This window comes from Streptomyces sp. NPDC001315 (assembly GCF_042896175.1).
In the GTDB taxonomy this organism is placed as follows: Bacteria; Actinomycetota; Actinomycetes; order Streptomycetales; family Streptomycetaceae; genus Streptomyces.
In genome coordinates, this window is sequence record NZ_JBIAWZ010000001.1 from 79,624 (window position 1) to 105,648 (window position 26,025).

Annotated in this window: 22 protein-coding genes, 3 tRNA genes and 1 pseudogene; 14 read left to right on the forward strand and 12 right to left on the reverse strand. The window is 70.3% G+C overall.

Going from position 1 to position 26,025, the window contains the following annotated elements; genetic code table 11:
• The first annotated feature begins 11 nt into the window (after positions 1 to 11).
• From ACFY16_RS00325 to ACFY16_RS00335, 3 genes are read left to right on the forward strand one after another with little or no spacing between them, the layout of a single operon-like run.
• Positions 12 to 689, forward strand: coding sequence for a hypothetical protein (locus ACFY16_RS00325; RefSeq protein WP_390644842.1), 678 nt, complete (start codon positions 12 to 14; stop codon positions 687 to 689).
• Positions 690 to 697: 8 nt separating this feature from the next.
• Positions 698 to 1,651: a protein phosphatase 2C domain-containing protein gene (locus tag ACFY16_RS00330; protein WP_390646054.1), complete on the forward strand. Its 954-nt coding sequence runs from the start codon at positions 698 to 700 to the stop codon at positions 1,649 to 1,651.
• A complete protein-coding gene (locus tag ACFY16_RS00335; RefSeq protein ID WP_390644843.1) occupies positions 1,648 to 3,609 on the forward strand; it encodes a hypothetical protein in 1,962 nt (653 codons plus the stop codon). The genes ACFY16_RS00330 and ACFY16_RS00335 overlap by 4 nt, the downstream gene beginning before the upstream one ends.
• Before the next feature lie 254 nt (positions 3,610 to 3,863).
• Here the strand turns inward: ACFY16_RS00335 and ACFY16_RS00340 are convergent.
• From ACFY16_RS00340 to ACFY16_RS00350, 3 genes are all read right to left on the reverse strand, one after another.
• Positions 3,864 to 3,940 (reverse strand) — tRNA-Ile (locus ACFY16_RS00340).
• A 167-nt stretch (positions 3,941 to 4,107) separates the two neighbouring features.
• Positions 4,108 to 4,180: transfer RNA gene (locus ACFY16_RS00345), tRNA-Asn, on the reverse strand.
• Positions 4,181 to 4,185: 5 nt separating this feature from the next.
• Positions 4,186 to 4,258: transfer RNA gene (locus ACFY16_RS00350), tRNA-Asn, on the reverse strand.
• 158 nt (positions 4,259 to 4,416) lie between these two features.
• Between ACFY16_RS00350 and ACFY16_RS00355 the strand changes: the two genes are divergently transcribed.
• From ACFY16_RS00355 to ACFY16_RS00370, 4 genes are all read left to right on the forward strand, one after another.
• Complete coding sequence (locus ACFY16_RS00355) at positions 4,417 to 4,722, forward strand: YtxH domain-containing protein (protein ID WP_390644844.1); 306 nt, start codon at positions 4,417 to 4,419, stop codon at positions 4,720 to 4,722.
• Positions 4,723 to 4,822: 100 nt separating this feature from the next.
• A complete protein-coding gene (locus ACFY16_RS00360) occupies positions 4,823 to 6,277 on the forward strand; it encodes an FGGY family carbohydrate kinase (RefSeq protein WP_390644845.1) in 1,455 nt (484 codons plus the stop codon).
• A gap of 103 nt (positions 6,278 to 6,380) precedes the next feature.
• Positions 6,381 to 8,114 (forward strand): ABC transporter ATP-binding protein, encoded by a 1,734-nt coding sequence (locus ACFY16_RS00365; RefSeq protein WP_390644846.1) that lies wholly within the window; start codon positions 6,381 to 6,383, stop codon positions 8,112 to 8,114.
• Positions 8,114 to 10,042, forward strand: a complete 1,929-nt coding sequence (locus ACFY16_RS00370; RefSeq protein ID WP_390644847.1) for an ABC transporter ATP-binding protein — start codon at positions 8,114 to 8,116, stop codon at positions 10,040 to 10,042. The genes ACFY16_RS00365 and ACFY16_RS00370 overlap by 1 nt, the downstream gene beginning before the upstream one ends.
• Before the next feature lie 48 nt (positions 10,043 to 10,090).
• On the opposite strand, the gene ACFY16_RS00375 is transcribed toward ACFY16_RS00370, so the two are convergent.
• The 5 genes from ACFY16_RS00375 to ACFY16_RS00395 form a co-directional block, all read right to left on the reverse strand.
• Positions 10,091 to 11,440, reverse strand: coding sequence for an RNA polymerase sigma factor (locus ACFY16_RS00375; protein ID WP_390644848.1), 1,350 nt, complete (start codon positions 11,438 to 11,440; stop codon positions 10,091 to 10,093).
• A gap of 95 nt (positions 11,441 to 11,535) precedes the next feature.
• Entirely contained in the window at positions 11,536 to 13,440 is a 1,905-nt protein-coding gene (dnaG, locus tag ACFY16_RS00380; protein WP_390644849.1) for a DNA primase, read from the reverse strand.
• Between the two features lie 47 nt (positions 13,441 to 13,487).
• The gene (locus ACFY16_RS00385; RefSeq protein WP_390644850.1) at positions 13,488 to 14,753 is read right to left on the reverse strand and encodes an NAD(P)/FAD-dependent oxidoreductase; all 1,266 of its coding nucleotides are present in this window, start codon (positions 14,751 to 14,753) and stop codon (positions 13,488 to 13,490) included.
• Between the two features lie 166 nt (positions 14,754 to 14,919).
• Positions 14,920 to 16,227, reverse strand: a complete 1,308-nt coding sequence (locus tag ACFY16_RS00390; RefSeq protein ID WP_390644851.1) for a deoxyguanosinetriphosphate triphosphohydrolase — start codon at positions 16,225 to 16,227, stop codon at positions 14,920 to 14,922.
• A 49-nt stretch (positions 16,228 to 16,276) separates the two neighbouring features.
• Positions 16,277 to 17,095: a sirohydrochlorin chelatase gene (locus ACFY16_RS00395; protein ID WP_390646055.1), complete on the reverse strand. Its 819-nt coding sequence runs from the start codon at positions 17,093 to 17,095 to the stop codon at positions 16,277 to 16,279.
• Positions 17,096 to 17,425: 330 nt separating this feature from the next.
• Here ACFY16_RS00395 and ACFY16_RS00400 point away from each other — a divergent pair, with 330 nt between their 5' ends.
• Positions 17,426 to 18,127, forward strand: coding sequence for a vancomycin high temperature exclusion protein (locus tag ACFY16_RS00400; protein ID WP_390644852.1), 702 nt, complete (start codon positions 17,426 to 17,428; stop codon positions 18,125 to 18,127).
• A gap of 130 nt (positions 18,128 to 18,257) precedes the next feature.
• Positions 18,258 to 20,453 carry a molybdopterin oxidoreductase family protein gene (locus tag ACFY16_RS00405; protein WP_390644853.1) on the forward strand — a complete coding sequence of 732 codons (2,196 nt, stop codon included), beginning with the start codon at positions 18,258 to 18,260 and terminating at the stop codon, positions 20,451 to 20,453.
• 93 nt (positions 20,454 to 20,546) lie between these two features.
• Here ACFY16_RS00405 and ACFY16_RS00410 read toward each other — a convergent pair whose 3' ends face one another.
• A complete protein-coding gene (locus ACFY16_RS00410) occupies positions 20,547 to 21,011 on the reverse strand; it encodes a gamma-glutamylcyclotransferase family protein (protein ID WP_390646056.1) in 465 nt (154 codons plus the stop codon).
• 182 nt (positions 21,012 to 21,193) lie between these two features.
• Between ACFY16_RS00410 and ACFY16_RS00415 the strand changes: the two genes are divergently transcribed.
• Positions 21,194 to 22,852: a M4 family metallopeptidase gene (locus ACFY16_RS00415; protein WP_390644854.1), complete on the forward strand. Its 1,659-nt coding sequence runs from the start codon at positions 21,194 to 21,196 to the stop codon at positions 22,850 to 22,852.
• An 84-nt stretch (positions 22,853 to 22,936) separates the two neighbouring features.
• On the opposite strand, the gene ACFY16_RS00420 is transcribed toward ACFY16_RS00415, so the two are convergent.
• Positions 22,937 to 23,179, reverse strand: a complete 243-nt coding sequence (locus tag ACFY16_RS00420; RefSeq protein ID WP_390644855.1) for a hypothetical protein — start codon at positions 23,177 to 23,179, stop codon at positions 22,937 to 22,939.
• Positions 23,176 to 23,424, reverse strand: a complete 249-nt coding sequence (locus ACFY16_RS00425; protein ID WP_390646057.1) for a hypothetical protein — start codon at positions 23,422 to 23,424, stop codon at positions 23,176 to 23,178. The genes ACFY16_RS00420 and ACFY16_RS00425 overlap by 4 nt, the downstream gene beginning before the upstream one ends.
• Before the next feature lie 142 nt (positions 23,425 to 23,566).
• Here ACFY16_RS00425 and ACFY16_RS00430 point away from each other — a divergent pair, with 142 nt between their 5' ends.
• The 4 genes and pseudogenes from ACFY16_RS00430 (at position 23,567) to ACFY16_RS00445 (ending at position 25,300) form a co-directional block, all read left to right on the forward strand.
• The gene (locus ACFY16_RS00430) at positions 23,567 to 24,100 is read left to right on the forward strand and encodes a DUF5753 domain-containing protein (protein WP_390644856.1); all 534 of its coding nucleotides are present in this window, start codon (positions 23,567 to 23,569) and stop codon (positions 24,098 to 24,100) included.
• A 3-nt stretch (positions 24,101 to 24,103) separates the two neighbouring features.
• The gene (locus tag ACFY16_RS00435; protein ID WP_390644857.1) at positions 24,104 to 24,289 is read left to right on the forward strand and encodes a DUF397 domain-containing protein; all 186 of its coding nucleotides are present in this window, start codon (positions 24,104 to 24,106) and stop codon (positions 24,287 to 24,289) included.
• Positions 24,247 to 24,678: pseudogene (locus ACFY16_RS00440) on the forward strand (hypothetical protein); the annotation flags it as partial. The gene ACFY16_RS00435 and the pseudogene ACFY16_RS00440, both read left to right, overlap by 43 nt.
• A gap of 163 nt (positions 24,679 to 24,841) precedes the next feature.
• Positions 24,842 to 25,300, forward strand: coding sequence for a tyrosine-type recombinase/integrase (locus tag ACFY16_RS00445; protein WP_390644858.1), 459 nt, complete (start codon positions 24,842 to 24,844; stop codon positions 25,298 to 25,300).
• A gap of 167 nt (positions 25,301 to 25,467) precedes the next feature.
• Here the strand turns inward: ACFY16_RS00445 and ACFY16_RS00450 are convergent, their stop codons facing one another.
• The gene (locus ACFY16_RS00450) at positions 25,468 to 25,770 is read right to left on the reverse strand and encodes a barstar family protein (RefSeq protein ID WP_390644859.1); all 303 of its coding nucleotides are present in this window, start codon (positions 25,768 to 25,770) and stop codon (positions 25,468 to 25,470) included.
• Positions 25,771 to 26,025 lie beyond the last annotated feature (255 nt).

Below are 26,025 nucleotides of genomic sequence, written 5' to 3' on the forward strand. Positions count from 1 at the left end.
GGCGTATCCGGATGTCCGAGACAAAAGGCGTACTGCTGCCGGCCTACGTACTGGCCGACGAGTCGGGCTCGATGAGTCCGTACCTGGAGGAACTGTCCGACGGACTGGTGTCGTTGTGCGAGGGACTTCGCGCGGAGCCGATGGTCGCGGCGAAGCTGCGGCTGGCGGTGCTGGGGTTCTCCGACGACGTGCAGGTGCGGCTCGCCGTGGCCGACATGCGTACCGAGGGCACCCTGCCCCGGATGGAGATCCGTGGACTCACGAACTACAAGGCCGTGTTCGAGGATCTGCTGCATCGGATTCCCGCCGATGTGCAGTGGCTGCGCGGCGAGGGATACAAGGTGCACCGCCCCGTGGTGTTCCTCCTGAGCGACGGGCAGCCCACCGACGGCGGGTCCTGGCGCGGCCCCCACGCCGCGCTGACCGACAAGTCCCAGACGCCGACGGCACCGAACATCATCGCCTGCGGCATGGGCGACGCCCGGGCCGACACCATGCTCGAAGTGGCGACCCGCCCCGAATTCGCCTTCGTCGCGAAGGCCGGGACCGACATCGGCCAGGCCATCTCCGAGTTCTTCCATTCGCTGACCGCCAGCCTGGTCGCCTCCGGGCAGGCGCTGAACTCGGCGAGCCCGCAGCTCGTGGTCAACCGGCCGGACCAGTTCACCATGGCGATCGACGAGGTGTGACCGTGAACATGCCCCCGGAGAACGCCCTCGCGCCCGCTGGAACACAGAAGGCATCAGCCCCGGCGCACCCCACGCACCCCGCGCCCTGGCACCGGATCGTGATCGGAACCCCGGGGCCGGAGTTCGAGGCGCTGCCCCCTGGCCAGTACGACTTCGACTTCCCGGACACCGAATGCGACGGCTGGTCGACCACGGAGCTGGCCATGCGGTTCGCCTCGGTGCGCGGTGCCAAGCACCGCTACTACCGGCAACCGCGACAGGACGCCGCACGAGCGGCGGTACACACCGCCACCGGCAGCATCGTCTTCGCGGTCGCCGACGGCGTTTCCAGTGCGTCCAGTTCCGAGCAGGGCGCCGTAGCGGCCTGTCAGGCAGCCCTGGATCGGCTGCTCCACCTGCTCGACCGGCCTGGAGAACTCATCGACCTGCGTGACGTGGCCTGCCACGCGGCCGATCGACTGCGTGAGCTGACGCGGTGGCGCCTCGGCGGACGGGACCCGGAGTTCAGCGAGGTGGCCGGCCTGTACGCGACGACGCTGGTGGCGGGCGTGGTCCGCCCTCAACCCGGTGGGCCTCTGGTCGAGCTGTGCCGCATCGGGGATTCGGGAGCATGGACCCTGGACCGCTCGCGCGGACAGTTCCTGCCCCTGTTCCCCACCAAGACGGGGTCGGACGTCCTCCTGGTGTCCAGCACGGTGACGCCCCTGCCCCACGTGCCCGATCCGCTCGAGCAGACCAGCAGGCGCCTTTCCTCCCACGAGGCGCTGCTGATCGGAACCGACGGCTTCGCCGACCCGCTCGGCGACGGCGACGGCCAGGTCGGCTCCCTCTTCGCCCGTCACCTCGCGCACCCGCCGCCACCCCTGTGGTTCGCGCAGTTGCTGGACTTCTCCCGGGAGACCTTCGACGACGACAGGACCCTGTTGACGATCTGGCCCACGACATCTGAGGGACAGTGGTGAACTCCCCGCGAACCCCCATGGTCGAACATCACGAGCTCGCCCTGGGAAAGCAGTTGGGCCAGGGCGGCCAGGGCACGGTCTACGAGGTCACGAACCGGAAGATCAACGAGGCGGCGGGCGACGGCTGGGACGTGGTCTACAAGGAGTACGGTCCTGCCGTACTGCCCGCCCTGCGCGCGGACGCGCTCGCGTCGAGAGCCGAGCTGATCGGCGGGTTGAACGCGGCGGACGCCAAGTGGCTGTGCGAGAGGACCGCTTGGCCCGCGGCCGTGGTCCAACGTCAGGGGCACACCTGCGGGTTCCTCATGCGGGCCGTTCCCGAGCGCTTCCGGTTCGCGTTCCAGAACCTCGGCGGAGCGAGCGGAACCCAGCGACTCGCCACCGTGGAGTATCTCCTCAACGACGACGCCTACGTGGCCGGCATCGGCCTGACCATCAGCAGCCGGGACCGTCTGGCCATCCTGGGCGACCTGGCCACGACGCTCAGCCGGCTCCACCGCCTCGGCATCACCGTCGGAGACCTCTCCCCGAAGAACCTGCTGTTCGCCACCGCCCCGCACGCCGAGTGCTTCCTCATCGACGCCGATGCCATGCGTCTTCGGGGCGTCACCGTCCTCCCCCAGGCCGAGACTCCCGACTGGCAGATCCCCGACGGAGAGGAGAAGGCGACCCGCGCCAGCGACGTCTACAAGCTCGCCCTGCTCGCCGTACGCCTCATCGCCCGTGACCAGACCGCCACCGACCCCGCCGCGCTGGCACCCGTCGGCCCGGCACTCATCGACCTGGCCCACAGCAGCCTCGATCCCGACCCGACCGGGCGTCCGACTCCGGCTCTGTGGGCGGAAACCCTCGCAGCCGCCGCCACGACAGCATCGACCGCTCCTGCATCGGCGCCGGCCGGACCCGGCCCCGGGGCAGCGTCGGCGCCGGTTCGACAAACCCGGCGAACGCGGCAAAATCGGCGCACTCCGGGCAGTCCCCTGCCGGGAGGGGCCGCCGCCCCGGGCAGGAAACCAGCCAAAACCGGAGCCGGATTCGCCGCGAGCGTCGCGGTCGTACTCGTCGCGCTTCTCGCTCTCGCCGCCACGCACTCCAACCAGTCCGATTCCGGGACGGCTTCCGGGTCCGTCACCCCGGCTGTGTCGGATTTCCCGGCCGTGCCCGACTCCCTGCCCACCGACCCCGCGACCACGGACCCCGACCCCGTAGACCCCGACCCCGCGACCTCTGAACCCGCGATCTCTGAACCCGATACACCGTCGGAATCCCCGACCCCCGACGCCATCGCCGACGCCGAGGTCGGGTCCTGTTTCCACGACGACGGGACCAGCGACGACCCCGACCTCGTCGCGACCGACTGCACGGACGGGGCGTTCAAGGTCGTGCGGATCTACTCCGACACGACCGACCTGTCCAGCTGCGACAACGTCACCGACAACGACGAGAGCGTGTCCTCCGCACGCAACGACCTCGTGCTGTGTCTGAGCTATCAGAGTCCCGGCGGCACCGCCTACCACGCCCACCAGGGTGACTGCGTCTACGGCTCCAGCGGCACCGGCCCATGGAGCACCCAAACCTGCCAGACCGGGAACTTCAAGGTCCTGGCCACCTACAGAGGCACCAGCGACGACTCGAAGTGCAACTCCTGGCCGCACTACAACCAGTGGAAGCACTTCGGGGTCGCAAGCGACTCAGGACTCGACGTGCTGCTCTGCCTGTCCATGAACTACCCCGACGACGCCGGATACGCGACGAAGAACGAATGCCTCCTCAAGTCCGGCAGCGGCCAGAACGTGACCTTCACCAACGTCGGCTCCTGCGCCGCCTCGAACGTGGTGGTCAACGGGCGCACCAGCCGATACGACGCCGGCGCCTTCTGCGGAAACTACGGCTGGACCACGTGGAAGCCCTCGGACTATCCGTCTCTCGCCTACACGGTGTGCTGGCGATGGAAGTAAGTCCCCGACGCATCGCGCACACCGGCCGCGGCAGCACGCGCGCCGAGTCTCTGGTAGGCCCATACGGTCCGGTTACTCAGCGTGAGCAACTCATTGCCATGCGCACGGCGGGCCGCACGCGATGATCGTTCGCCCTTCGGGTCGGCAGCGGGCCCGCGACGGGCCGGCCGGCGGTCTCCAAGGACGACGAAAGCCCCGCGCGACGCGAGGCTGACGGGCTCTCGCAGGTAGAAACGGTTCTCCTGGGAGAGGTGTGGTGGGGCGGGTGGGACTCGAACCCACGGCCGACGGATTATGAGTCCGCTGCTCTAACCGGCTGAGCTACCGCCCCGTACGGCGTGTCGCGTACATGTGTGCGCGCCGTCTGCCGCAGCATAGCCGCTCATACGATCTCCTGCTTCGTATGGTCGACTTCGCATGACCATGAGGACCGCGCTGCCGCCTGCGCGGTTCCCCCGAACATGAAAAAGGACCCCTGAGGGGTCCTCGTTCAGCATGCTCCCCCGACTGGACTCGAACCAGTAACCTGCCGGTTAACAGCCGGCTGCTCTGCCAATTGAGCTACGGAGGACCGAGCTCCCCCGACTGGACTCGAACCAGTAACCTGCCGGTTAACAGCCGGCTGCTCTGCCAATTGAGCTACGGAGGAATGCCTCGTTGCATCGAACGTACCTACCTGGGTATTCGCCAGGGGGCGTGCGCTCGCTGCGACACATACATTAGCGCAAGCAGGGGGGTGCTTCGCCAATCGGTTCCCCGTGGCCCCGATGCCGCGCCAAAGACCTACGCAAGGGAAGGGCGGTCGCCATGCGCTACCGGCTCACGTTCGTCGCCGGACTCGTCCTGGGTTACGTGCTGGGCACGCGCGCCGGGCGCGAGCGCTACGAGCAGCTGAAGAAGTCCGCACGTCAGGTCGCGCAGAACCCCGCCGTGCGCAACACCGCGGAGTCGGCCGCCCAGCAGGGCCGCCAGTTCGCGGGCAAGGCGTACCACGCGGTGAGCGCGAAGGTGGGCGAGCGGATGCCCGACTCGGTCACGGACCGGGTCCGCACGCTGCGGGCGCGGAACACCGACGGAGCGGGCGCGGACGACTGGGGCACCAGCAACACGTAACGCAGGTCACAGGGATGGGTGCCGGGCATCACACGAACCTGCGGCATCCCTGAGGCTCCACCCGGCACGGCCACCTCTCCCGGTGCGGCAGAATTTGGCCATGGGGATAGTCGCCGGGTTGGACAGTGCGCCCGATTTCACTCGTATCGTCGTCTGCGACGCGGACACGGGAGCCGTGCTCAGGCAGGGCTATGCGCCGCATCCGGTGGAGGGCGGCGAGAGCGGCGGGCGGCCGGCCGACGTCGATCCGCAGGCCTGGCTGCTGTCCCTGGGCGAAGCCGCGGGCGGTGGGCTCCTCGAAGGCGTGCAGGCCATCGGCGTGTCCGCGCAGCAGAACGCGATCGTGCCGCTGGACGCACAGGGCAACACCGTGCGTCCGGCGCTGGTCGGCGGCGACAAGCGGGCGCAGGTCGCCGCGGCCGACCTGGTGGACGCCCTCGGCGGGCGTGAGGCGTGGGCGCAGGCGGTGGGCTGTGTGCCGCAGGCCGCGCAGCCGGTGACCAAGCTGCGCTGGCTGGCCCGCAACGAGCCCGACAACGCGCTGCGCACCGCCGTCCTGCTCCAGGCCCACGACTGGCTGGTGTGGCAGCTGCTCGGGCGGCCGGTGCGCCGGACCACCGACCGGGGCGGGGCCTCCGGCACCGGGTACTGGTCGGCCGCCACCGGCGGCTACCGGCCCGACCTGATCGAGCTGGCGCTCGGTCACCAGGCCATGCTGCCCGAGGTGATCGGGCCGTCCGACGCGGCCGGTACGACTCCGGAGGGGCTGCTGATCTCCGCCGGGACCGGCGAGACCATGGCCGCCGCCTTCGGGCTCGGCCTCGGGCTCGGCGACGCCGTCGTGTCGCTGGGGGCCTCCGGCTCGGTGATGGCCGTCCACCCCGAGGCGCTGGTCGACCAGAGCGGGATGATCACCTCTTTGGCCGACGCGACCGGCATGCATCTGCCGGTCGTCACCACCCTGAACGCCGTACGCGCCCTGCGCGGCACCGCCGAACTGCTCGGCCTCGCCGATCTGGAGGGCCTGTCCGACCTGGCGATGAAGTCGACTCCGGGGTCCCACGGCCTGGTGCTGCTGCCCTACCTGGAGGGTGAGCGGACGCCGAACCTGCCGCACACCGCCGGGACCCTGGCGGGTCTCAGGCGCGAGTCGATGCGGCCCGAGCACCTGGCGCGGGCCGCGTTCGAGGGCATGCTGTGCGGGCTCGCGGACGCGCTCGACGTGCTGCGCGGCCGGGGTGTGGAGGTGCGGCGGGTCTTCCTGCTGGGCGCGGCGGCCGAGCTGCCCGCCGTGCAGGCCGCGGCGCCCGGGCTGTTCGGCGCGCAGGTCGTGGTGCCGCAGCCCGCGGACTACGCGGCGATCGGCGCCGCCCGGCAGGCCGCCTGGGCACTCGGCGTGTCCCAGGGCACCCTCGACCCGCGTACCCCGCCCGCCTGGCAGGGCGCGGCCGCGCAGGTCCTGGAGCCCGGCGAGGAGCTGGCGGTGGGACAGGCGGTGCGCCAGCAGTACGTGTCGGTGCGGGAGCAGACCCATCCGGGGGCATTCCGCCCATAAGTGCACCGTTGGCTTAATCGGTTGAGGTAACACCGGTGGCGTGCCCGACGATAGGGGCCAGGGGCAACCGTCCGCCCCTACTGCCGACTCCGAGAGACGTAGCGTGCTCATACGACTTCTGCGGACCTATCTCAGGCCCTACAGGAAACCCATCGCTCTACTGGTGCTGCTGCAGTTCCTGCAGACCTGCGCGACCCTCTACCTGCCCACGCTGAACGCGCACATCATCGACAGGGGCGTCGTCGAGGGGGACACCGGATACATCCTGTCCTCCGGCGGCCTGATGATCGGCATCTCGCTGGCGCAGGTCGTGTGCAACATCGGCGCCGTGTACTACGGCGCCCGGACCGCCTCGGCGCTCGGCCGGGACATGCGCGCCGGCGTCTTCGACCGGGTGCAGTCCTTCTCCGCCCGGGAGGTCGGCCAGTTCGGCGCGCCCTCGCTGATCACCCGTACGACCAACGACGTCCAGCAGATCCAGATGCTGGCCCTGATGACGTTCACGCTGATGGTGTCGGCGCCCATCATGTGTGTGGGCGGCATCGTCCTGGCGCTCGGCCTGGACGTGCCGCTGTCCGGGGTGCTGGTCGCCGTCGTGCCGACCCTGGGCGTCTGCGTGACGCTGATCGTACGGCGGCTGCGGCCGCTGTTCCGCTCCATGCAGGTGCGCCTCGACACGGTGAACCGGGTGCTGCGCGAGCAGATCACCGGCAACCGGGTCATCCGCGCCTTCGTCCGGGACGAGTACGAGCAGCAGCGGTTCCGGAAGGCCAACACCGATCTCACCGACATCTCGCTGAAGACCGGTAACCTGCTCGCGCTGATGTTCCCGGTGGTCATGACGACGGTGAACCTGTCGTCGATCGCCGTGGTGTGGTTCGGCGCGCACCGCATCGACAGCAACGGGATGCAGATCGGTGACCTGACCGCCTTCCTCGCCTACCTCATGCAGATCGTCATGTCCGTGATGATGGCCACCTTCATGTTCATGATGGTGCCGCGCGCGGAGGTGTGCGCCGAGCGCGTCCAGGAGGTCCTGGACACCTCGTCGTCCGTGGTTCCGCCGGTGGCGCCGGTCACCGAGCTGCGCCGGCACGGGCATCTGGAGATCCGCGGGGCCGGCTTCCGCTATCCCGGTGCCGAGGAGCCCGTGCTCAAGGCCATCGACCTCGTGGCGCGGCCCGGTGAGGTGACCGCCGTCATCGGCTCGACCGGCAGCGGCAAGTCCACGCTGCTCGGGCTGGTCCCTCGGCTGTTCGACGCGACCGACGGCGAGGTGCTCGTCGACGGGGTGGAGGTGTCGGACATCGATCCGGTGGTCCTCGCCAGGACCGTCGGGCTCGTGCCGCAGAAGCCGTATCTCTTCGCGGGCACGGTGGCGACCAACCTGCGGTACGGCAACCCGGACGCCACGGACGAGGAGTTGTGGCACGCCCTGGAGGTGGCGCAGGCCAAGGACTTCGTCGGCAGGCTCGAGAACGGGCTCGACTCCCCCATCGCCCAGGGCGGCACCAACGTCTCCGGCGGTCAGCGGCAGCGGCTCGCCATCGCCCGTACGCTCGTGCAGCGGCCGGAGATCTACCTCTTCGACGACTCCTTCTCCGCACTCGACTACGCCACCGACGCGGCCCTGCGGGCAGCGCTCGGGCAGGAGACGGCCGAGGCGACCGTGGTGATCGTCGCCCAGCGGGTGGCCACCATCCGCGACGCCGACCGGATCATCGTCCTCGACGAGGGACGGGTCGTCGGCACGGGCACGCACCGCGAGCTGATGGCGGACAACGAGACCTACCGGGAGATCGTGCTCTCCCAGCTCACGGAAGCGGAGGCTGCCTGATGGCCGGGCCTATGGGGCGGATGGCGGCCGGCAGCGGCCCGGACAGCCGCTCGCTGGACTTCAAGGTGTCGGGCAGGCGGCTCATCGCCAACTTCAAGCCCGAGCGGCTCACGATCTACGCGCTGCTGACGTGCGTGGTGGTGAGCGTGGCCCTCAGCGTGATCGGCCCGAAGATCCTCGGCAAGGCCACCGACCTGGTCTTCGCGGGGATCATCGGCCGGCAGATGCCGGCCGGGGCCACCAAGGAGCAGGTGCTGCAGTCGATGCGCGAGCGGGGTGACGGCTCCGTCGCCGACATGCTGCGCAGCACGGACTTCACCCCGGGCCAGGGCATCGACTTCGGCGCCGTCGGGAACGTACTGCTGCTCGCGCTGGCGACGTTCCTCGTCGCCGGCGTGCTGATGGCGTTCGCGACGCGGCTGGTGAACCGGGCGGTCAACCGGACCATGTTCCGGCTGCGCGAGGACGTGCAGACGAAGCTGTCGCGGCTGCCGCTGTCGTACTTCGACAAGCGGCAGCGCGGTGAGGTGCTCAGCCGGGCCACGAACGACATCGACAACATCGGGCAGACGCTCCAGCAGTCGATGGGCCAGCTCATCAACTCGCTGCTGACGATCATCGGTGTGCTGGCGATGATGTTCTGGGTGTCGTGGCTGCTGGCGCTGGTCGCGCTGGTGACCGTGCCGCTGTCGTTCGTCGTGGCCACGCGCGTGGGCAAGCGGTCGCAGCCGCACTTCGTGCAGCAGTGGCGCTCCACCGGCAAGCTGAACGCGCACATCGAGGAGATGTACACCGGGCACACGCTGGTGAAGGTGTTCGGCCGGCAGGAGGAGTCGGCGAAGCAGTTCGCCGAGCAGAACGACGCGCTGTACGAGGCGGGGTTCAAGGCGCAGTTCAACAGCGGGATCATGCAGCCGCTGATGATGTTCGTCTCGAACCTCAACTACGTGCTGGTGGCCGTCGTGGGCGGTCTGCGGGTCGCCTCCGGCTCGCTGTCGATCGGTGACGTGCAGGCCTTCATCCAGTACTCGCGCCAGTTCTCGATGCCGCTGACGCAGGTCGCGTCGATGGCGAACCTGGTGCAGTCGGGTGTCGCGTCCGCCGAGCGGATCTTCGAACTCCTCGACGCGGAGGAGCAGGAGGCCGACCCGATGCCGGGCGCCAGGCCCGAGGAGCTGCGCGGGCGGGTCGCGCTGGAGCACGTGTCGTTCCGCTACGACCCCGAGAAGCCGCTCATCGAGGATCTGTCGCTCAAGGTCGAACCTGGGCACACGGTCGCCATCGTCGGCCCGACCGGCGCCGGCAAGACCACGCTGGTCAACCTGCTCATGCGGTTCTACGACGTCACCGGCGGGCGCATCACCCTCGACGGCGTCGACATCGCGCGGATGTCCCGGGACGAGCTGCGTGCCGGGATCGGCATGGTGCTCCAGGACACCTGGCTGTTCGGCGGCACGATCGCCGAGAACATCGCGTACGGCGCCGCTCGGGACGTCACCCGCGGGGAGATCGAGGAGGCGGCGCGCGCCGCGCACGCGGACCGGTTCGTGCGGACGCTGCCCGACGGCTACGACACCGTGATCGACGACGAGGGCAGCGGCGTCAGCGCCGGCGAGAAGCAGCTCATCACCATCGCGCGGGCGTTCCTGTCCGACCCGGTGATCCTGGTGCTGGACGAGGCGACGAGTTCCGTCGACACCCGCACGGAGGTGCTGATCCAGAAGGCGATGGCGAAGCTGGCGCACGGGCGTACGTCGTTCGTCATCGCGCACCGGCTGTCGACGATCCGGGACGCCGACACGATCCTGGTGATGGAGAACGGGTCGATCGTGGAGCAGGGCGCGCACGCCGAACTGCTCGCGGCGGACGGGGCGTACGCGCGGCTGTACAAGGCGCAGTTCGCGCAGGCCGTGGCCGAGGTCGACTGAGGTACTCGGCTCGAGGCCCGGGGGCCGCTCACCCGAGGTGAGCGGCCCTCAGTCCAGGTAGCCCCTCAGCTGGTCCGCGAAGGCGTGGTCGCGGAGCTTGTTCAGCGTCTTGGACTCGATCTGGCGGATGCGTTCCCGGGTCACCCCGAAGATGCGCCCTATCTCCTCCAGCGTGCGCGGGCGGCCGTCGGCGAGGCCGTAGCGCAGCTGCACGACCTTCCGCTCGCGTTCGCCGAGCGTGGAGAGCACCGCTTCCAGATGCTCCCTGAGCAGGAGGAACGCCGCCGACTCCACCGGTGAGGCCGCGTCGCCGTCCTCGATGAGGTCACCGAGGGCCACGTCGTCCTCCTCGCCGACGGGGGCGTGCAGGGAGACCGGTTCCTGGGCCAGTCGCTGCACCTCGCGGACCCGCTCGGGCGGCAGCTCGAGGTGGTCGGCGACCTCTTCCGGGGTCGGCTCGTAGCCGCGTTCCTGGAGCATGCGGCGCTGGACGCGGACGACGCGGTTGATCAGCTCGACGACGTGGACCGGGACGCGGATGGTGCGGGCCTGGTCGGCGAGGGCGCGGGACATGGCCTGGCGGATCCACCAGGTGGCGTAGGTGGAGAACTTGTAGCCGCGGGCGTAGTCGAACTTCTCGACGGCCCTGATCAGGCCCAGGTTTCCTTCCTGGACCAGGTCGAGCATGGTCAGGCCGCGGCCGACGTACCGTTTGGCGACGGAGACGACGAGCCGCAGGTTGGCCTCGATGAGGCGGCGCTTGGCCATCCGGCCCCGCACGACCAGCCGGTCCAGGTCCAGGGCCAACTGGCTGTCCAGGTCGGGGGTGTTGAGCAGCTTCTCCTCGGCGAACAGTCCGGCCTCGACCCGGCGGGCGAGTTCGACCTCCTCGGCCGCGGTGAGCAGCGGGATCCGGCCGATCTCGCGCAGGTACTGGCGGAACAGGTCCGAGGACGGGCCGGAGGTGTCGGCGCGGGTGGGGGGCGGGTCGACGGGCTCGGGGGCCTCGTCGTGCGCGAGCTCCTCGGCGGGAGGCTCCGTGGCGGGTTCGGGCGGGCCCTCGGGCTCCGCCTCGGGGTGGTGCACGACACGGTTCTGCGGGGGCACGGCGACGAGTACGTCGGTCTCCGCGTCCGGCTCGATGCCGTCCGGGCTGCCGTCCGTACCGTCGTCCCTGCTGTCGTTCTTACTGCGGTGCGTACGTGCGTCGGTCTGGGTCAGGGTCTGGGTCTGCACGGGGGCGACCTCCAGGATGATCGCTGCTGAGGTGTGCGGCAGCGGTACTTCGGGGGCGGAGTCGGCGGCCTCGCCGCTGTCCGTCCCGTACGCGATGAGCGGAACCGCGGGGGTGTGGGACCCGCTGGGGACGGATCGGCCGCGCTCCGAGGACTCAGGCACCGGAACCCAGTGTGGAGTACGACACATCGCCGCCACGAGGGGCGTGCGGTGACTTTTTGCGTCCGGTCCGTGACCGGTGGGTGATGCCGGCCGCCTCAGAGGGCGGCGGCACCCTGCTCACGCAGTGCCTGGTCGTACTGCTGGAGGATCCAGAGTTCGTTCTGCACGGCGGTCAGTTGGGCGGGGTCGCTGTGGGAGCCGAGGCGGGTGAGGGTGGACTGGATGTCGCGGATACGGCGCTCGACGGCCCGGCGGCGCACGGTCACGAGCTGTTCGCCCGCGTAGTTCTCGTCCACCGTCCTGCGCATGATCGCCTCGACCGCCAGCTCCGTGACCATCGCGCGGACGGTGTCGTCGGGGGCGGCCTCACGGACCCGGACCAGGTACTCCTGCCCGTCCTGCATCCCGTACTCCGCGCCGCCCGCCTCCATGACGGCCTGGCGTACGGCGGCGTAGGGCGCGGCGGTGAACTCGTCGATGCCGTACGCGTCGAAGGCCGGGGAGACCAGCTCCGGGCGCTGGAGGGCGAGCTTGAGGAGCTCGCGTTCGGTGGCGTAGACGGGGTTGCGGAGGTTGAGGGCCGGGCCGCCGGCGGTGGGGCGCGGGGCGGCGTCGTACGGCTGTGCGCCGCCGCGGGCGGGGACCGGGGCGCCCTTGCCGCCGCGGTCGCGGGCCCAACGGGCCAGCTGTGCCACCCGCTTGACCACGAACTGGGTGTCCAGGATGCCGAGCATGCCGGCCAGCTGGACGGCGACCTCGTGCTGGGCGCCGGAGTTCTTGATGCGGGCGACGATCGGGGCGGCCTCGTCGAGGGCGGCGGCGCGGCCCGCGGGGGTGTCGAGGTCGTAGCGCACGACGATCTGGCGCAGCGCGAACTCGAAGAGCGGGGTGCGCGGTTCGACCAGGTCGGCGACGGCCTCGTCGCCCTTGGCGAGCCGCAGCTCGCACGGGTCCATGTTGTCCGGCGCGATCGCGATGTACGTCTCGGCGGCGAACTTCTGGTCGTCCTCGAAGGCGCGCAGGGCCGCCTTCTGGCCGGCCGCGTCGCCGTCGAAGGTGAAGATCACGCGCGCCGAGCCGTTGTCCATCAGGAGGCGCCTGAGGATCTTGATGTGGTCGCCGCCGAAGGCCGTACCGCACGTCGCGATCGCGGTGGTGACCCCGGCGAGGTGGCAGGCCATGACGTCCGTGTAGCCCTCGACGACGACGGCGCGGCTGGACTTGGCGATGTCCTTCTTCGCGAGGTCGATGCCGTAGAGGACCTGGGACTTCCGGTAGATCGGCGTGTCGGGGGTGTTGAGGTACTTGGGGCCGTTGTCCGCCTCGTACAGCTTGCGGGCGCCGAAGCCGACGACCTCGCCGCCGATGTCGCGGATCGGCCACATCAGTCGGCCGCGGAAGCGGTCGATGGGGCCGCGGCGGCCCTCCTGGGAGAGGCCGGAGAGGGTCAGCTCCTTGTCGGTGAAGCCCTTGCCGCGCAGATAGCGGGTGAGGTGGTCCCAGCCCTGGGGGCTGTAGCCGACGCCGAAGTGGACGGCGGCGGCCTGGTCGAAGCCGCGCTCGGCGAGGAAGATCCGGCCCGTCTCGGCCTCGGGGCTGGTGGCGAGCTGTTCCGCGTACCACTGGGCGGCGACCTTGTGGGCCTCGACCAGGCGGATGCGTTCGCCGCGCTGGTGGGCGGGGTTGTAGCCGCCCTCCTCGTAGCGCAGGGTGATGCCGGCCTGGGCGGCGAGGCGCTCGACGGCCTCGGAGAAGGAGAGGTGGTCGACCTTCATCACGAACGTGATGGTGTCGCCACCCTCCTGGCAGCCGAAGCAGTGGAAGAGTCCCTTGCTGGGGCTGACCTGGAAGGACGGCGACTTCTCGTCGTGGAACGGGCACAGGCCCTTGAGGTTGCCGCCGCCCGCGTTGCGCAGCTGGAGGTACTCGGACACGACGGCGTCGATCGGGACCGCGTCCCGTACCGCCTTCACGTCCTCGTCGTTGATCCGTCCTGCCACGCATGAATTCTACGGGGGTGCGCCGACAGTCCTGGCCCGCGGAAGGCTCAGGAGACCAGGCTGTCGAGCGGAACGTGCGGGTCCGCCAGTGCCTCCGTGTCCACCCGGGCCCGGGAGCGGATGAGCTGCTGGATGGGCTCTGTGACGTCCCACACATTCACGTTCATCCCGGCCAGCACCTTGCCCTCCTTGATCCAGAAGGCGATGAACTCCCGCTTCCCGGCGTCCCCCCGGATCACCACCTCGTCGTACGACCCCGGAGGCGCCCAGCCGCTGTACTCCATCCCCAGGTCGTACTGGTCGGAGAAGAAGTAGGGCACGCGGTCGTAGGTGACGTCCTGGCCGAGCATCGCGCGGGCCGCCGCCGGGCCGCCGTTGAGCGCGTTGGCCCAGTGGTCGACGCGCAGCCGGGTGCCGAAGAGGGGGTGGGGGAAGGAGGCGACGTCGCCGGCCGCGTAGATGTCGGGGTCGGAGGTGCGCAGCCGGTCGTCGACCGCGATGCCGCCGCCCTGCGCGCGGTCGGCGAGCTCCAGGCCCGCCCCCTCCGCGAGGGAGATCCGTGGGGCCGCGCCGATCGCCGCGAGGACGCCGTGCGCGGGGTACTCCTCGCCGTCGTCGGTGCGGGCGGCGAGGACCATGCCGTCCTGGCCGACGATCTCCGTGAGGCGGACGCCGAAGTGGAAGCGGACGCCGTGCTCGCGGTGCAGCTCGGCGAAGAGGTTGCCGAGCTCGGGGCCGAGGACGCCATGCAGCGGGGTCGGCGCGGGCTGGATGACGGTGACCTCGGCGCCGTACTCGCGGGCCGCCGCGGCGACCTCCAGGCCGATCCAGCCGGCGCCCGCGATCACGAGGTGGCCGTTGTCGCGGCCGAGGGAGGTGAGGACGCCCTTGAGGCGTTCGGCGTGGGCGAGCCGGCGCAGATGGTGGACGCCGGCCAGGTCGGTGCCCGGGATGTCCAGGCGGCGGGGCTCGGCACCGGTGACGAGGAGCAGCTTGTCGTAGTGGACGAGTGTGCCGTCCTCACCGAAGCGGACCGTCTTCGCGGCCCGGTCGACGGCGTCGACGGTCTGGCCGAGGTGCAGCTCGATGTCGTTCTGCGCGTACCAGGCGGGCTCGTGCACGAAGACGCTGTCGCGTTCCTCCTTGCCGAGCAGATAGCCCTTGGACAGGGGCGGGCGCTCGTAGGGGTGGTCGCGTTCGTCGCAGATCAGTATCACGCGGCCGGTGAAGCCCTCCGTCCGGAGCGTCTCGGCTGCCTTGGCTCCGGCCAGGCCGCCTCCGACGATGACGAATGTCTGATCCGCGTCGACCACTTGATGCCTCCTACAGGGGGTCTGGGGGGTGTCCCACCGGAAAACACTGCGGGTGCCGCCACATGCGAGCGTCCCGCACGCAGCGTGATGCGGGAAGAGGGGGTGACCCGATCAGGCCACGCAGGGTCACCTTCGAGTGCCCTTCCGCCTCAGGGATGAACCCCGTTCACCTGCCGCGCGGTGCTGTCAGCCGGGCGTGCAGGGAGCGGGCCGAGGCGTCGGTCAGGGAGGCGATCTGGTCGACGATCACCCGTTTGCGGGCGCGGTCGTCGCCCGCCTGGTCGAACAGCGCGCGGAACTGGGGGTCCAGGCCGTCCGGGGCGCGGACGGTGAGCGCCTCGGCCAGTTCGGCGACGACGATCCGCTGGTCGGCGCGGAGCAGCTCCTGCTCGGCGCGCTGCATGACGTAACGGTCGGCGACCGCCTTGAGGACGGCGCACTCCAGGCGGACCTCGCGGGGGACGACGAGTTCGGCGGCGTACCGCGTGAGCCGTCCGCTGCCGTAGGCCGTACGGGTGGCGGCCTCGGCGGCCAGGCAGAAGCGGCCGATGAGCTGGCTGGTGGCGTCCTTCAGGCGGGCCTGGGCGACCGCCGAGCCGTCGTAGCCGTGCGGCCACCACTCCTCGTCCTGGAGCCGGTCCAGGGCGTCGGCGAGCTCGGCGGGGTCGGTGTCCGCGGGTACGTACCGGCCGACGGCGACCGCGAAGACCTCCCGGCGCTCGGGCTCGGCGTGCAGGCAGCCGGGGTCGATGTGACCGGCGTGCAGGCCGTCCTCCACGTCGTGCACCGAGTACGCCACGTCGTCCGCCCAGTCCATGACCTGGGCCTCGAAGCAGGTGCGCGTGCCGGGGGCGTCCTTGCGGACCCAGTCGAAGACCGGCCGGTCGTCCTCGTAGACACCGAACTTCGGGGAGGCGGGGTGGGTGGGGTGGGCGCCGCGCGGCCAGGGGTACTTGGTGGCGGCGTCCAGGGCGGCGCGGGTGAGGTTGAGGCCGACGGAGCCTTCGGCGGTGAAGCGCTTGGGCTCGATGCGGGTGAGGAGCCTGAGCGACTGGGCGTTGCCCTCGAAGCCGCCGCAGTCGGCCGCGAACTCGTTCAGCGCCTGTTCGCCGTTGTGCCCGAAGGGCGGGTGGCCCAGGTCGTGGGAGAGGCAGGCCGCCTCGACGAGGTCGGGGTCGCAGCCGAGGGCGGCGCCGAGTTCACGGCCTACCTGGGCGCATTCGAGGGAGTGGGTGAGCCGGGTGCGGGGGCTGGCGTCCCAGACCTGACTGCGCGTGCCGGGCGTGACCACCTGGGTCTTGCCGGCGAGCCTTCTGAGCGCGGCGGAGTGCAGGATCCGGGCGCGGTCGCGTTGGAAGGCGGTGCGGCCGGGGCGTTTGTCGGGTTCGGGAGCCCAGCGTTCGACGGCCGGTTCGTGGTAACCGGCGGGCAGTGCACGGTTCTCGTACGCCTGGAGTGGTGCGGTGCCTTCCATGCCTCGACATTAAGCGCCCGCGGTGACAATCGGGACGTCAGCGTCCGTTTCAGGCCGGGATGCGTGTGGGCTTCTCGACCGCTGCCGGGGTCGCGCGGGTCTGGTCGTAACGGTGCAGGATCAGGCGGGCCATCGCCGGGTGGGCGCCGAGGGGGGCGGAGGCGAACCACGGGGCGGCTTCGGCGCTCTGGGTGGCGAAGCGGCCGGGGGCGGTGAAGTACCCGGCCACGGCGACACGGCTGCGGCCGCGCGCGGCCATCGCGCGCAGGGCGGTGGGGACGTCGGGCGTGGCGGCGGAGGCGTACGCGGGCAGCACCGGGACGCCGAGGCGTTCGGCCAGGAGCTGGGCCGTACGGCGGGTGTCGACCGCCGACTGGGGGTCACGGGAGCCGGCCGCGGCGAGCACCACGCCGCTCGCCCGGCGCTCGGCCTCGCTCATCCGGGTCCGCCATCCCGCCTCGACCAGGCGTTCGTACAGGGTCTCGACGAGCAGCGGGTGCGGGCCGAGCGGGGCGGCCACGCGCGTGTGCACCCGTGCGGCGGCGGCCATCTCCGGGATGTCCTGCTTGACGTGGTAGCCGCGGCCGAGCAGCAGCGGCACGAGCACGGCGTCGGGGACTTCCCGCGCGTCCAGGGCGGCGAGCGTGTCGGTCAGCAGGGGCTCGTTCAGCTCGATGTGGCCGAGGTGCACGGGCAGTCCGGGGCGCAGCTCGCGGACCCGGTCGAGGAGCGTACGGATCGTGGCCAGGGCGCGCGGGTCGCGGCTGCCGTGCGCCACCAGGACGAGCGCGGGCGGGCCGGGGCGCCGCCTGCCGTCGAGGGAGACGAGGCTGAGCTGGCTGGCGAGCTGGGTGCCGATCCGGTTCATGAGGTGCGCCGTACTGTCGAGGTGGGCGCCACCGGGCAGCTGGCTGCCGGGGCGGCGGTGGTCGGACTCGTCGGGGAGGGAGAGCGACGCCGTCATGACCCGATCGTGACGGTACGAGGTTGCCTTCCCGTTGCGCGCGAATGACGGGTCTTTTCCGCGGGTTCACGGTGGGGTGCACGGGGTGTGTGAGGCACCGTGACCTGCGGTGACGGCGGGGAAAGTGAGTCCCGTCACCTTTTCGGCGGCGAAACCGGATCACCGTACGCCGCGTCCTCCATGGTCGAGACCGGCCGCGGCACCCCGCCGTGGCCACCTGGGGAGGACCGTCCGATGCGCCGACCGACACCGCGCAGGCCGAAGCTGCGCAGACCGCGCCTGCCGCGCACCCGTGCGGGCCGGCGGCGGCTGGTGCAGGTGGTGATGGCCGGGTGCGTGCTCGCGCTGCTCCCGGCGACCTGGATGTACGTCGTGACCGGCGACCGCCTGCGCACCACGGCCGACGCGCCCCGCACCGACGTCGCGGTCGTCTTCGGCGCGGGCCTGTGGGACGGCGAGCCGTCGCCGTACCTCGCGCACCGTCTCGACGCGGCGGCCACGCTGTACCGCGAGGGCCGCATCAAGGTCGTCCTCGTCACCGGTGACAACAGCCGCGAGGACTACGACGAGCCCGACGCGATGCGCGCCTACCTGACGAAGCACGGGGTGCCCGACGGGCGGATCGTCAGCGACTACGCGGGCTTCGACACCTGGGACTCCTGCGTCCGCGCGAAGAAGATATTCGGCGTGGACCGGGCCGTACTGATCAGCCAGGGCTTCCACATCCGGCGGGCGGTCGCGCTGTGCCGGGCGGCGGGCGTCGAGTCCTACGGCGTCGGCGTCGACGCCAAGCACGACGTGACCTGGTACTACGGGGGCACCCGGGAGGTCTTCGCGGCGGGCAAGGCGGCGCTGGACGCCCTGTTCGAGCCGGACCCCCGGTTCCTCGGGCCGAAGGAAACGGGGGTGACCCGGGCGCTGGCCGCTTCCCGGTGAAACGGGGAGCGGGCGTCTCGGCGGGTGCCGCGCGCCTCACGCCGGAGCGGGGGCCGTGGGGAGGTCACCGCCGCTCCCCCGTAACAGGACACCGCACGACACGTAACACGGCCGAAGCACGCTGAACGGTATGCAGACCGCCTCGACGCCCACCCACTGCCCGTACTGCGCCCTGCAGTGCGGGATGAACCTCTCGCCCCTGCCGGAGGGTGGCGTCGAGGTGTCCGAGCGCGCGGACTTCCCGGTGAACCGGGGCGCGCTCTGCGGCAAGGGCCGTACGGCTCCGGCGGTGCTCTCGTCCCGGGTGCGCCTGACCTCCCCGTTGGTGCGCTCCAAGGGCACGCTCGTGCCCGCCACCTGGGACGAGGCACTGGACCGGATCGCCGGCGCCCTCACCGACGCGCGGACCGCGCACGGCCCCGACGCGCTCGGTGTCTTCGGCGGGGGCGGGCTGACGAACGAGAAGGCGTACACGCTCGGCAAGTTCGCCCGGGTGGTCCTCGGGACCTCCCAGATCGACTACAACGGCCGCTTCTGCATGTCGTCGGCGGCGGCCGCCGGCACGAAGGCGTTCGGCCTCGACCGGGGGCTGCCCTTCCCGCTGGAGGACATCCCGAAGACGGGGTGCGTGATCCTCGTCGGCTCCAACCTCGCGGAGACGATGCCGCCCGCGCTGCGCTACCTCAGCGAGCTCCGCGACAACGGCGGCACGCTGATCGTCGTCGACCCGCGCCGGACGAAGACCGCCGAGCAGGCCGACCTGCACCTGGCGCCACGGCCGGGGACGGATCTCGCGCTGGCCCTGGGACTGCTGCACCTGGTGGTGGCCGAGGGGCGCGTGGACGAGGCCTACGTCCAGCAGCGCACGACCGGCTGGGAGGACGCCCGGGCGGCGGCGATGGCCCACTGGCCGGAGTACGTGGAACGGATCACAGGGGTGTCCGTTCCCCAACTCCGCGAAGCCGTACGGCTGTTCTGCGAGCCCGAGGCCGCGATGGTGCTCACCGCCCGCGGACCCGAGCAGCAGTCCAAGGGCACCGACACCGTGGGCGCTTGGATCAACCTGTGCCTGGCGACCGGCCGCGCGGGGCGGCCGCTGTCCGGGTACGGCTGCCTGACCGGACAGGGCAACGGGCAGGGCGGGCGCGAACACGGCCAGAAGGCCGACCAGTTGCCCGGCTACCGCAAGCTGACGGACCCGGCGGCGCGGCGGCACGTGGCCGACGTGTGGGGCGTGCACCCGGACAGCCTTCCGGGGCCGGGTCGCAGTGCGTACGAGCTGCTGGACGCGTTGGGCACGGACATCAGGACGCTGCTGCTGATGGGCTCCAACCCGGTGGTGTCCGCCCCGCGCGCGGGGCACGTCGAGGAGCGGCTGCGGTCGCTGGACTTCCTCGCGGTGGCCGACGTGGTGCTGTCGGAGACGGCGGAGCTGGCCGACGTGGTCCTGCCGGTCACGCAGTGGGCGGAGGAGACGGGCACGACCACGAACCTGGAGGGCCGGGTACTGCTGCGCCGGCAGGCGATCACCCCGCCCGACGGCGTCCGCAGCGACCTCGAGGTCCTGCACGAACTGGCCGCCCGTCTGGGCGTGGAGAAGGGCTTCCCGACCGACCCCGAGGAGGTCTTCGAGGAGCTGCGGCGGGCGAGCGCGGGCGGGCCCGCGGACTACTCCGGGATCACGTATCGGAGGCTGGTGGAGGAGGACGGGGTGTTCTGGCCTTGTCCGGCGGGGGTGGGGACGGACGAGGGTGAGGAGGACGCCGTACTCGACGTGCTGCCGGAGGATCCGGCAGGGGACGACGGGTCGACGGGGGTCGACGGGTCGGCAGGGGACGACGGGCCGGCGGGGGCCTCCGTACACCCGGGCACGCCCCGTCTCTTCCTCGACCGGTTCGCCACCGAGGACGGCCGCGCCCGGTTCGTCGCCGTCTCGCACCGGGCTGCCGCCGAGGAGCCCGACGCCGAGTACCCGGTGCTGCTGACCACCGGGCGGGTCGTCGCCCAGTACCAGTCGGGCGCCCAGACCCGGCGCGTGGACGAGCTGAACACCGCCGCCCCCGGCCCGTTCGTGGAACTGCACCCCCGGCTGGCGGAGCGGCTCGGCGCGGCCGAGGGCGATCCGGTGGCCGTCGTGTCCCGGCGGGGGCGAGCAGTGGCACCGGCGCGGATCACGAGCGCCATCCGCCCGGACACCGTCTTCATGCCCTTCCACTGGCCGGGCGAGGGCCGCGCCAACACCCTGACCAACCCGGCGCTGGACCCGACCTCGCGGATGCCGGAGTTCAAGACGTGCGCGGTGCGGCTGGAAGCCGTGACGTCGTAGATACGGGAAGGCTGGCATCGGGGGAGACTGGGCAACGGTCGCCGGACTACGCCGCGTTGCCCCTGGAATCACGCTGAATCGCGGGCGGCAGGTTCACCGCCGCGTGAGCCAGTCCCCGCCCTCGATGGGCCTCCCCCGGGCCCGCAGCCGCATCGCGACGGTGGGGGCGGCGACGTACACCCAGGCGCGTACGGCCACCCCGTCGGCGACGCGGACGACCTCGCGCTCGACGCGTTCGTAGAGATTGCGCGGATCGCCGGGGGCGTACTCCTCCAGCCGGTCGAGGTCGACGAGCAGCTCGGCGTACGCGTCCGGCAGCGCGGTGACGAGCTCCCCGCGCACGCCCCCGCTCCCGTTCCCGTCGCCGCTCCCGTCCTCGTCTCCACCCCCGCTCCCGACGCCGGGCTCCTCCACGGCGTACGGATAGCCGGGACCGTCGTAGAGCACCGCGCCCGCGAGCCGGGCCGGAGCCTCGGACCGCGTCCGGCCGCGCAGGAAGAGGTCGTGATTGACCTCGCCGGGCCGGAGCGTCCCGTAGACGAAGAACGGAAGTTGCACTCGCGCTCGCACCCGCACTCTCACCTGCACATCTGCGCTACCGAAGCATTGCAGAAACGATTCTCACCCCTCACACCTCTCCGCGTAGGGCCTATGGACATGACATGTCATGGCCCCTTAAATCTTGGTCAACGTCCCGCGCCGCCCCCCACGCGCCCGATGGCGCCTTCCCTAGGAGACCGATGAGTCGGATACGGCAGCACGTCAGCACGGTTCACAGGTCCCGCCGTCTCGCCACCGCCGGCGTGGCCGCCACCACCGCCACCTTGCTGGCAGCCGCACTCTCCCCCGCCGCCGAAGCGGCGGACAGGCCGACCCGGGCCACCGCGATCGACAACGCCGCGTCGGCCGTCGCGGACCACGCGAGCACCCTCGGCCTCACCTCCCTCCAGGGCACGACCGTCCGGGACGTCGTCGTCGACAAGGACGGCACCCAGCACGTCCGCTACGACCGCACCTACCGCGAACTCCCCGTCCTGGGTGGTGACTTCGTCGTCCACCTCGCCTCCGACGGCACCTACCGCAGCGCGAACAGGGCGACGAGGACCACGATCTCCCTCGCCTCGATCGTCCCGTCCCTCTCCGCCCCGAAGGCGGCCGACGTCGCGGTGAACGCGCTGCGCGCCGCGAACCTCGGCGAGACCCTGAAGAAGATCACCGCCAAGCCGCAGCTGGTCGTCGACGCGCTCCACGGCACCCCGAAACTCGCCTGGCGTACCAACGCCGTCGCCCAGGACTCGCTCGGCAACCCGGTCGCCCGCACGGTGCTGACCGACGCCCGCACCGGCGCCCAGATCGACGCCTGGGACGACATCGAGACGGCGACGGGCGACGGGCGGTCGCTGTACAGCGGCACGGTGCCGCTGGAGACGACGCTGTCGGGATCGACGTACCAGATGACGGACGCGACGCGCGGGAGCACGTACACGGGTGACGCCGCGAACAAGACGGACCTGTGCATTCTCGGCATCTGCGTCAGCCGGGCGCCGTCGACGGTGTTCACGGACACGGACAACCACTGGGGTACGGGGGCCGCTTCCGACCGCTCCTCGGCTGCGGTCGACGCCCAGTACGGCACGAACGAGACGTGGGACTACTACAAGAACGTCCACGGCCGGAACGGCATCGCGGGCGACGGCAAGGGCTCGTACAACCGCGTCCACTACGGCAACAACTACAACAACGCCTTCTGGGACGACACCTGCTTCTGCATGACGTACGGCGACGGTGACGGGACCACCTTCGGTCCGCTGGTCGCGCTGGACGTGGCGGGCCACGAGATGTCGCACGGCGTGACGTCGAAGACGGCCGCGCTGACCTACTCCGGCGAGTCGGGCGGCCTGAACGAGGCGACCTCCGACATCTTCGGCACGCTGGTGGAGTGGTACGCCAACAACTCGTCGGACGCCGGTGACTACCTGATCGGCGAGAAGGTCGTCCGCTCCGGCTTCGGCAAGGCGGCCCTGCGTTTCATGGACCAGCCCTCGAAGGACGGCAACTCGGCGAACTGCTGGAGCTCGTCGGTCGGCAACCTCGACGTCCACTACTCGTCGGGCGTCGCGAACCACTTCGCGTACCTCCTGGCGGAGGGCAGCGGCGCGAAGACGATCAACGGGGTGAGCTACAACTCGCCTACGTGCAACGGCTCTACGGTGACGGGGATCGGCCGGGACAAGCTGGGCAAGATCTGGTACCGGGCGCTGACGGTCTACATGACGTCCTCGACGAACTACGCCGGGGCGCGGACGGCGACGCTGAACGCGGCGAAGGATCTGTACGGCGCGGGGAGCACGGAGTACGCGGCGGTGGCCGCGGCTTGGAGTGCGGTGAGCGTGGGCTGATCGCGTCCGCGACGCGTGACGCGTGACGGCGGGGTCGCCTTGGCTGGATGGGCCGAGGCGGCCCCGTCGTTCAGGGTTCAGAGTTCAGAGCGATGGAACGAGCCTGACCACGGTCACGGTCAGCACGGTCCCGGAGACGTAATAGAGCACGATGGCGCCGAGGACGGTCGCCTCACGCCGATCGCGGTCACCCCGCACACCGGTCGATCCATGCCCGTACGGATCACGGCCGACCGTGTCCGCCATCGCCCGGCGGAAGGCGTCGGGGTTCCGCATCTTGGCCAGGGCGTCATCGGCGGGCGGCGCATAGGCGATGCGGTAGCTCAAGCCGCGCCCCGCCTCTCGGCCTCGTCCGCGGCGAGCCGCTCCAGCAGCGCGTCGGCCTCCGGGTCGGGCACGGCCTCCAGCATCCAGTGCCGCATGACGGCGTGGATGTCATGCACGCCGGCTTCGTTGATGGCTTGGTCGAAGTCGCTCCGCCGCCCCTCCGGGAGGGCCGCACGGATGGCGGGGATGCTGTTGGGGACTTCGACCTCGACGCCGTTGACGAAGGTCTTCAGCGGTTCGGCCATGGTCGTCCTCCTTCGGGGCGGGGGCTTGCCGTGGTCACGGTAGCGGGCATGGGCTGCCTGGCGTACGACGTCCAGCTCACACCAGACCGCCTTGCCGACGGCCAGCTCGCACACGCCCCACCGGTCGGCGACCTCCCGCACGATGAGCACCCGCGTCCGAACACCCGCCTTCGTTCCCGGACTCCTTCAAACCCCTGAGTACGTACGCGCTTTGCGGGAAAGCCCTGCGGCTCAGGTGACCAAGGGACCAGAACCGGACGAGGAGTTCATCGCAGCACGGCTCGCTCGCCGACAGCGCCTCAAAGGCGAACCACCCCTTTCACTGCGGGTGGTGATTTATGAGGCAGTCCTCTGCAACTTCCCCGGCGGCGCATCGACCGCCGCAGGACAGGTGGACGAACTCGCGCGAATGGCTGAGCTGCCAAGCGTCAGCATCCGAATCTTCCCTTTCAGTGCTGGCACGCACCCGGGCCTGATCGGCTCGTTCAACATCATCTCGTTCGCCGCCCCAGGAGCCATGGACGTCGTATACGTGGAGGCCCCCTTCGCCGAGCGATGGGTGGAGGGCGGAGGGGCCGCGGCTGCCTACGATGAGTTGTTCGAGAGAATCACCGAACGCTCCCTCGATGAGCGGGAGTCGGTGGCGTTCCTACATCACCTGCGCAGGAGACTGTGAGCCGTGCCTGACTTCGAGTACCGCAAGTCCAGTTACAGCAACGAAAAGGCCGAGTGCGTCGAAATAGCCACCAACATCCCCACCACCGTCGCCATACGCGACTCCAAGAACCCCGGCAGTTCCTGCCTCCGCTTCCGCCCGACCACGTGGGCGACCTTCCGGACGGCCCTTCACGAGGGAGAGATGTAGCTGAGGCGGTATGTATCCGCGTAGGTGGCTGCGGCTCTTCCTTTGCTACCGACCAGCCGCCCAAGGCACCTACCGAGCGAGATCTACCGCTTTCCAGCGACTGTCCTTACGCTGATAGACGGTTCCGTCACCGTTCCGCCAACGCAGCGGGATGCAGTCCACGAGAGGGCAGGTCCGGCAACTTCACGACCTCGACCGGCTGCCCCCTCGACCCCACCAACCTCACCCGCCGCTTCGGTCGGCTCGTCGGCGGAGCAAGTTTCCGCCGCATCCGCTTCCACGATCTGCGGCGCTCGACCGCGACTTTGCTCCTTACCACCGCCCAACATCACCGGCTGCACGCGCTGTTCGAACTCGCCCTCCACGCCGGACTCCGCAAGGGCGAACTCCTCGGCCTGCACTGGGAAGACCTCAACCTCGACTCGGGCACCGCCGCCATCCGCCGAGGCCGTTCGGGAGGGGGTCCCTCGTCACCCGGTCACCGGGGGCGTACCAGGCCCCCCACACCACGACGAAGCCGCACCCGTCCACTCGCCCTGCGCCCCCTCGGCCATGCTGCACACCAAGACCCGCGCCTCCGAACGCCGCATCGCCCTCCCCACCGAATGCCTCCACTCCTTCAAAGAGCACAAGGAGCGGCAGGACAGGGAACGGGGACAGGCCGGGTCGGCCTGGAGCGACAGCGGCCTCGTCTTCACCACGCCGACTGGACGGCCTCTCGACCCGGCCAACCTCACCCGCCGCTTCCACAGCTTCCTCGACCGGGCCGGGCTCCGCCGCACCCGCTTCCACGACCTCCGCCACTCGACTGCAACAACGCTGCTCCTGGAGCAAGGCGTCGGCCTCGTCGTGATCAAGGAACTTCTGGGCCACGCCCACATCGGCGTTACCGCCGGAGTCTACGCCCAGGTACGACTCCGCCCCCAACGTCAAGCCAACGACACCCTGGGCAACACCCTCAGCCCGGCCGACGGCCCCGACGACCCACCCGCCACAGCAGCCGTCCGCTGACGTTGCCGTCACCATTGCCGTCAAACACACCAGAAGCCTGCGCCAGAGTATCTCTCCGGCGGAGGCTTCTGGGCAGATGACGAGCCATTCGACGATCGACGGAAGTTACCTTGCGCCCACCAGCGGAGCACCCTTGACGGGCTCTGAAAATCCTTCCGGAAGGATCATTAATCGATCACCAGGAGCGTTCGGAACACTATACCGGGGTCGGAATCTGACCACTCCTCGGAGATATCCGAAAGAAGTTTGTCAAACATCTGCCGAACCTCTTTCCCTTCGTCGCACAGTACCGAATTTCCGGATTCGATGACCAATAAGTAGCCGAGTCGATCCAACCAATCCAGATCAGCCAGGCATTCATCCAAGGCGTTCCAGTTTTCACCAAAATATTCTGGAAACTGGAGCTTCGCTTTGAATTCCTGGAACAATTCTGCCTGGCTGGTCATCTGCGCCCCATCCAGGTGAAACACCCCCAGACCTCGCAGAATCGCAGCCTCGGCCAGTTCAATGGACTCTCGTTGCCCTAGCTGCAGGGGGGGCGCGAAATTCCCCTGCCTCTACCGAGAAGAAGCGCTCCACGTCAACGGATCTGAACATACGAAGTGTAGTGGTCAGTAGCGTAGCGAGCAGAACCGTCACTGCCGGTAATAAGTCGCTCGGAGCCGCGATTTACGCCCTTGATGTAGGGGTTCACATCCCACTCTGTCAATGTGATTGAGGGTGCT

What these genes read in the sequence shown, in the direction of transcription:
- ACFY16_RS00325 (WP_390644842.1), top strand. Translation starts at nt 12, where the DNA reads ATGTCCGAGACAAAAGGCGTACTGCTGCCGGCCTACGTACTGGCCGAC.
- ACFY16_RS00360 (WP_390644845.1), top strand. Translation starts at nt 4,823, where the DNA reads ATGGGGATAGTCGCCGGGTTGGACAGTGCGCCCGATTTCACTCGTATC.
- ACFY16_RS00395 (WP_390646055.1), bottom strand. Translation starts at nt 17,095, where the DNA reads ATGAACCGGATCGGCACCCAGCTCGCCAGCCAGCTCAGCCTCGTCTCC.
- ACFY16_RS00390 (WP_390644851.1), bottom strand. Translation starts at nt 16,227, where the DNA reads ATGGAAGGCACCGCACCACTCCAGGCGTACGAGAACCGTGCACTGCCC.
- ACFY16_RS00430 (WP_390644856.1), top strand. Translation starts at nt 23,567, where the DNA reads ATGAGCACCCGCGTCCGAACACCCGCCTTCGTTCCCGGACTCCTTCAA.
- ACFY16_RS00330 (WP_390646054.1), top strand. Translation starts at nt 698, where the DNA reads ATGCCCCCGGAGAACGCCCTCGCGCCCGCTGGAACACAGAAGGCATCA.
- ACFY16_RS00355 (WP_390644844.1), top strand. Translation starts at nt 4,417, where the DNA reads ATGCGCTACCGGCTCACGTTCGTCGCCGGACTCGTCCTGGGTTACGTG.
- ACFY16_RS00405 (WP_390644853.1), top strand. Translation starts at nt 18,258, where the DNA reads ATGCAGACCGCCTCGACGCCCACCCACTGCCCGTACTGCGCCCTGCAG.
- ACFY16_RS00415 (WP_390644854.1), top strand. Translation starts at nt 21,194, where the DNA reads ATGAGTCGGATACGGCAGCACGTCAGCACGGTTCACAGGTCCCGCCGT.
- ACFY16_RS00400 (WP_390644852.1), top strand. Translation starts at nt 17,426, where the DNA reads ATGCGCCGACCGACACCGCGCAGGCCGAAGCTGCGCAGACCGCGCCTG.
- ACFY16_RS00425 (WP_390646057.1), bottom strand. Translation starts at nt 23,424, where the DNA reads ATGGCCGAACCGCTGAAGACCTTCGTCAACGGCGTCGAGGTCGAAGTC.
- ACFY16_RS00370 (WP_390644847.1), top strand. Translation starts at nt 8,114, where the DNA reads ATGGCCGGGCCTATGGGGCGGATGGCGGCCGGCAGCGGCCCGGACAGC.
- ACFY16_RS00445 (WP_390644858.1), top strand. Translation starts at nt 24,842, where the DNA reads ATGCTGCACACCAAGACCCGCGCCTCCGAACGCCGCATCGCCCTCCCC.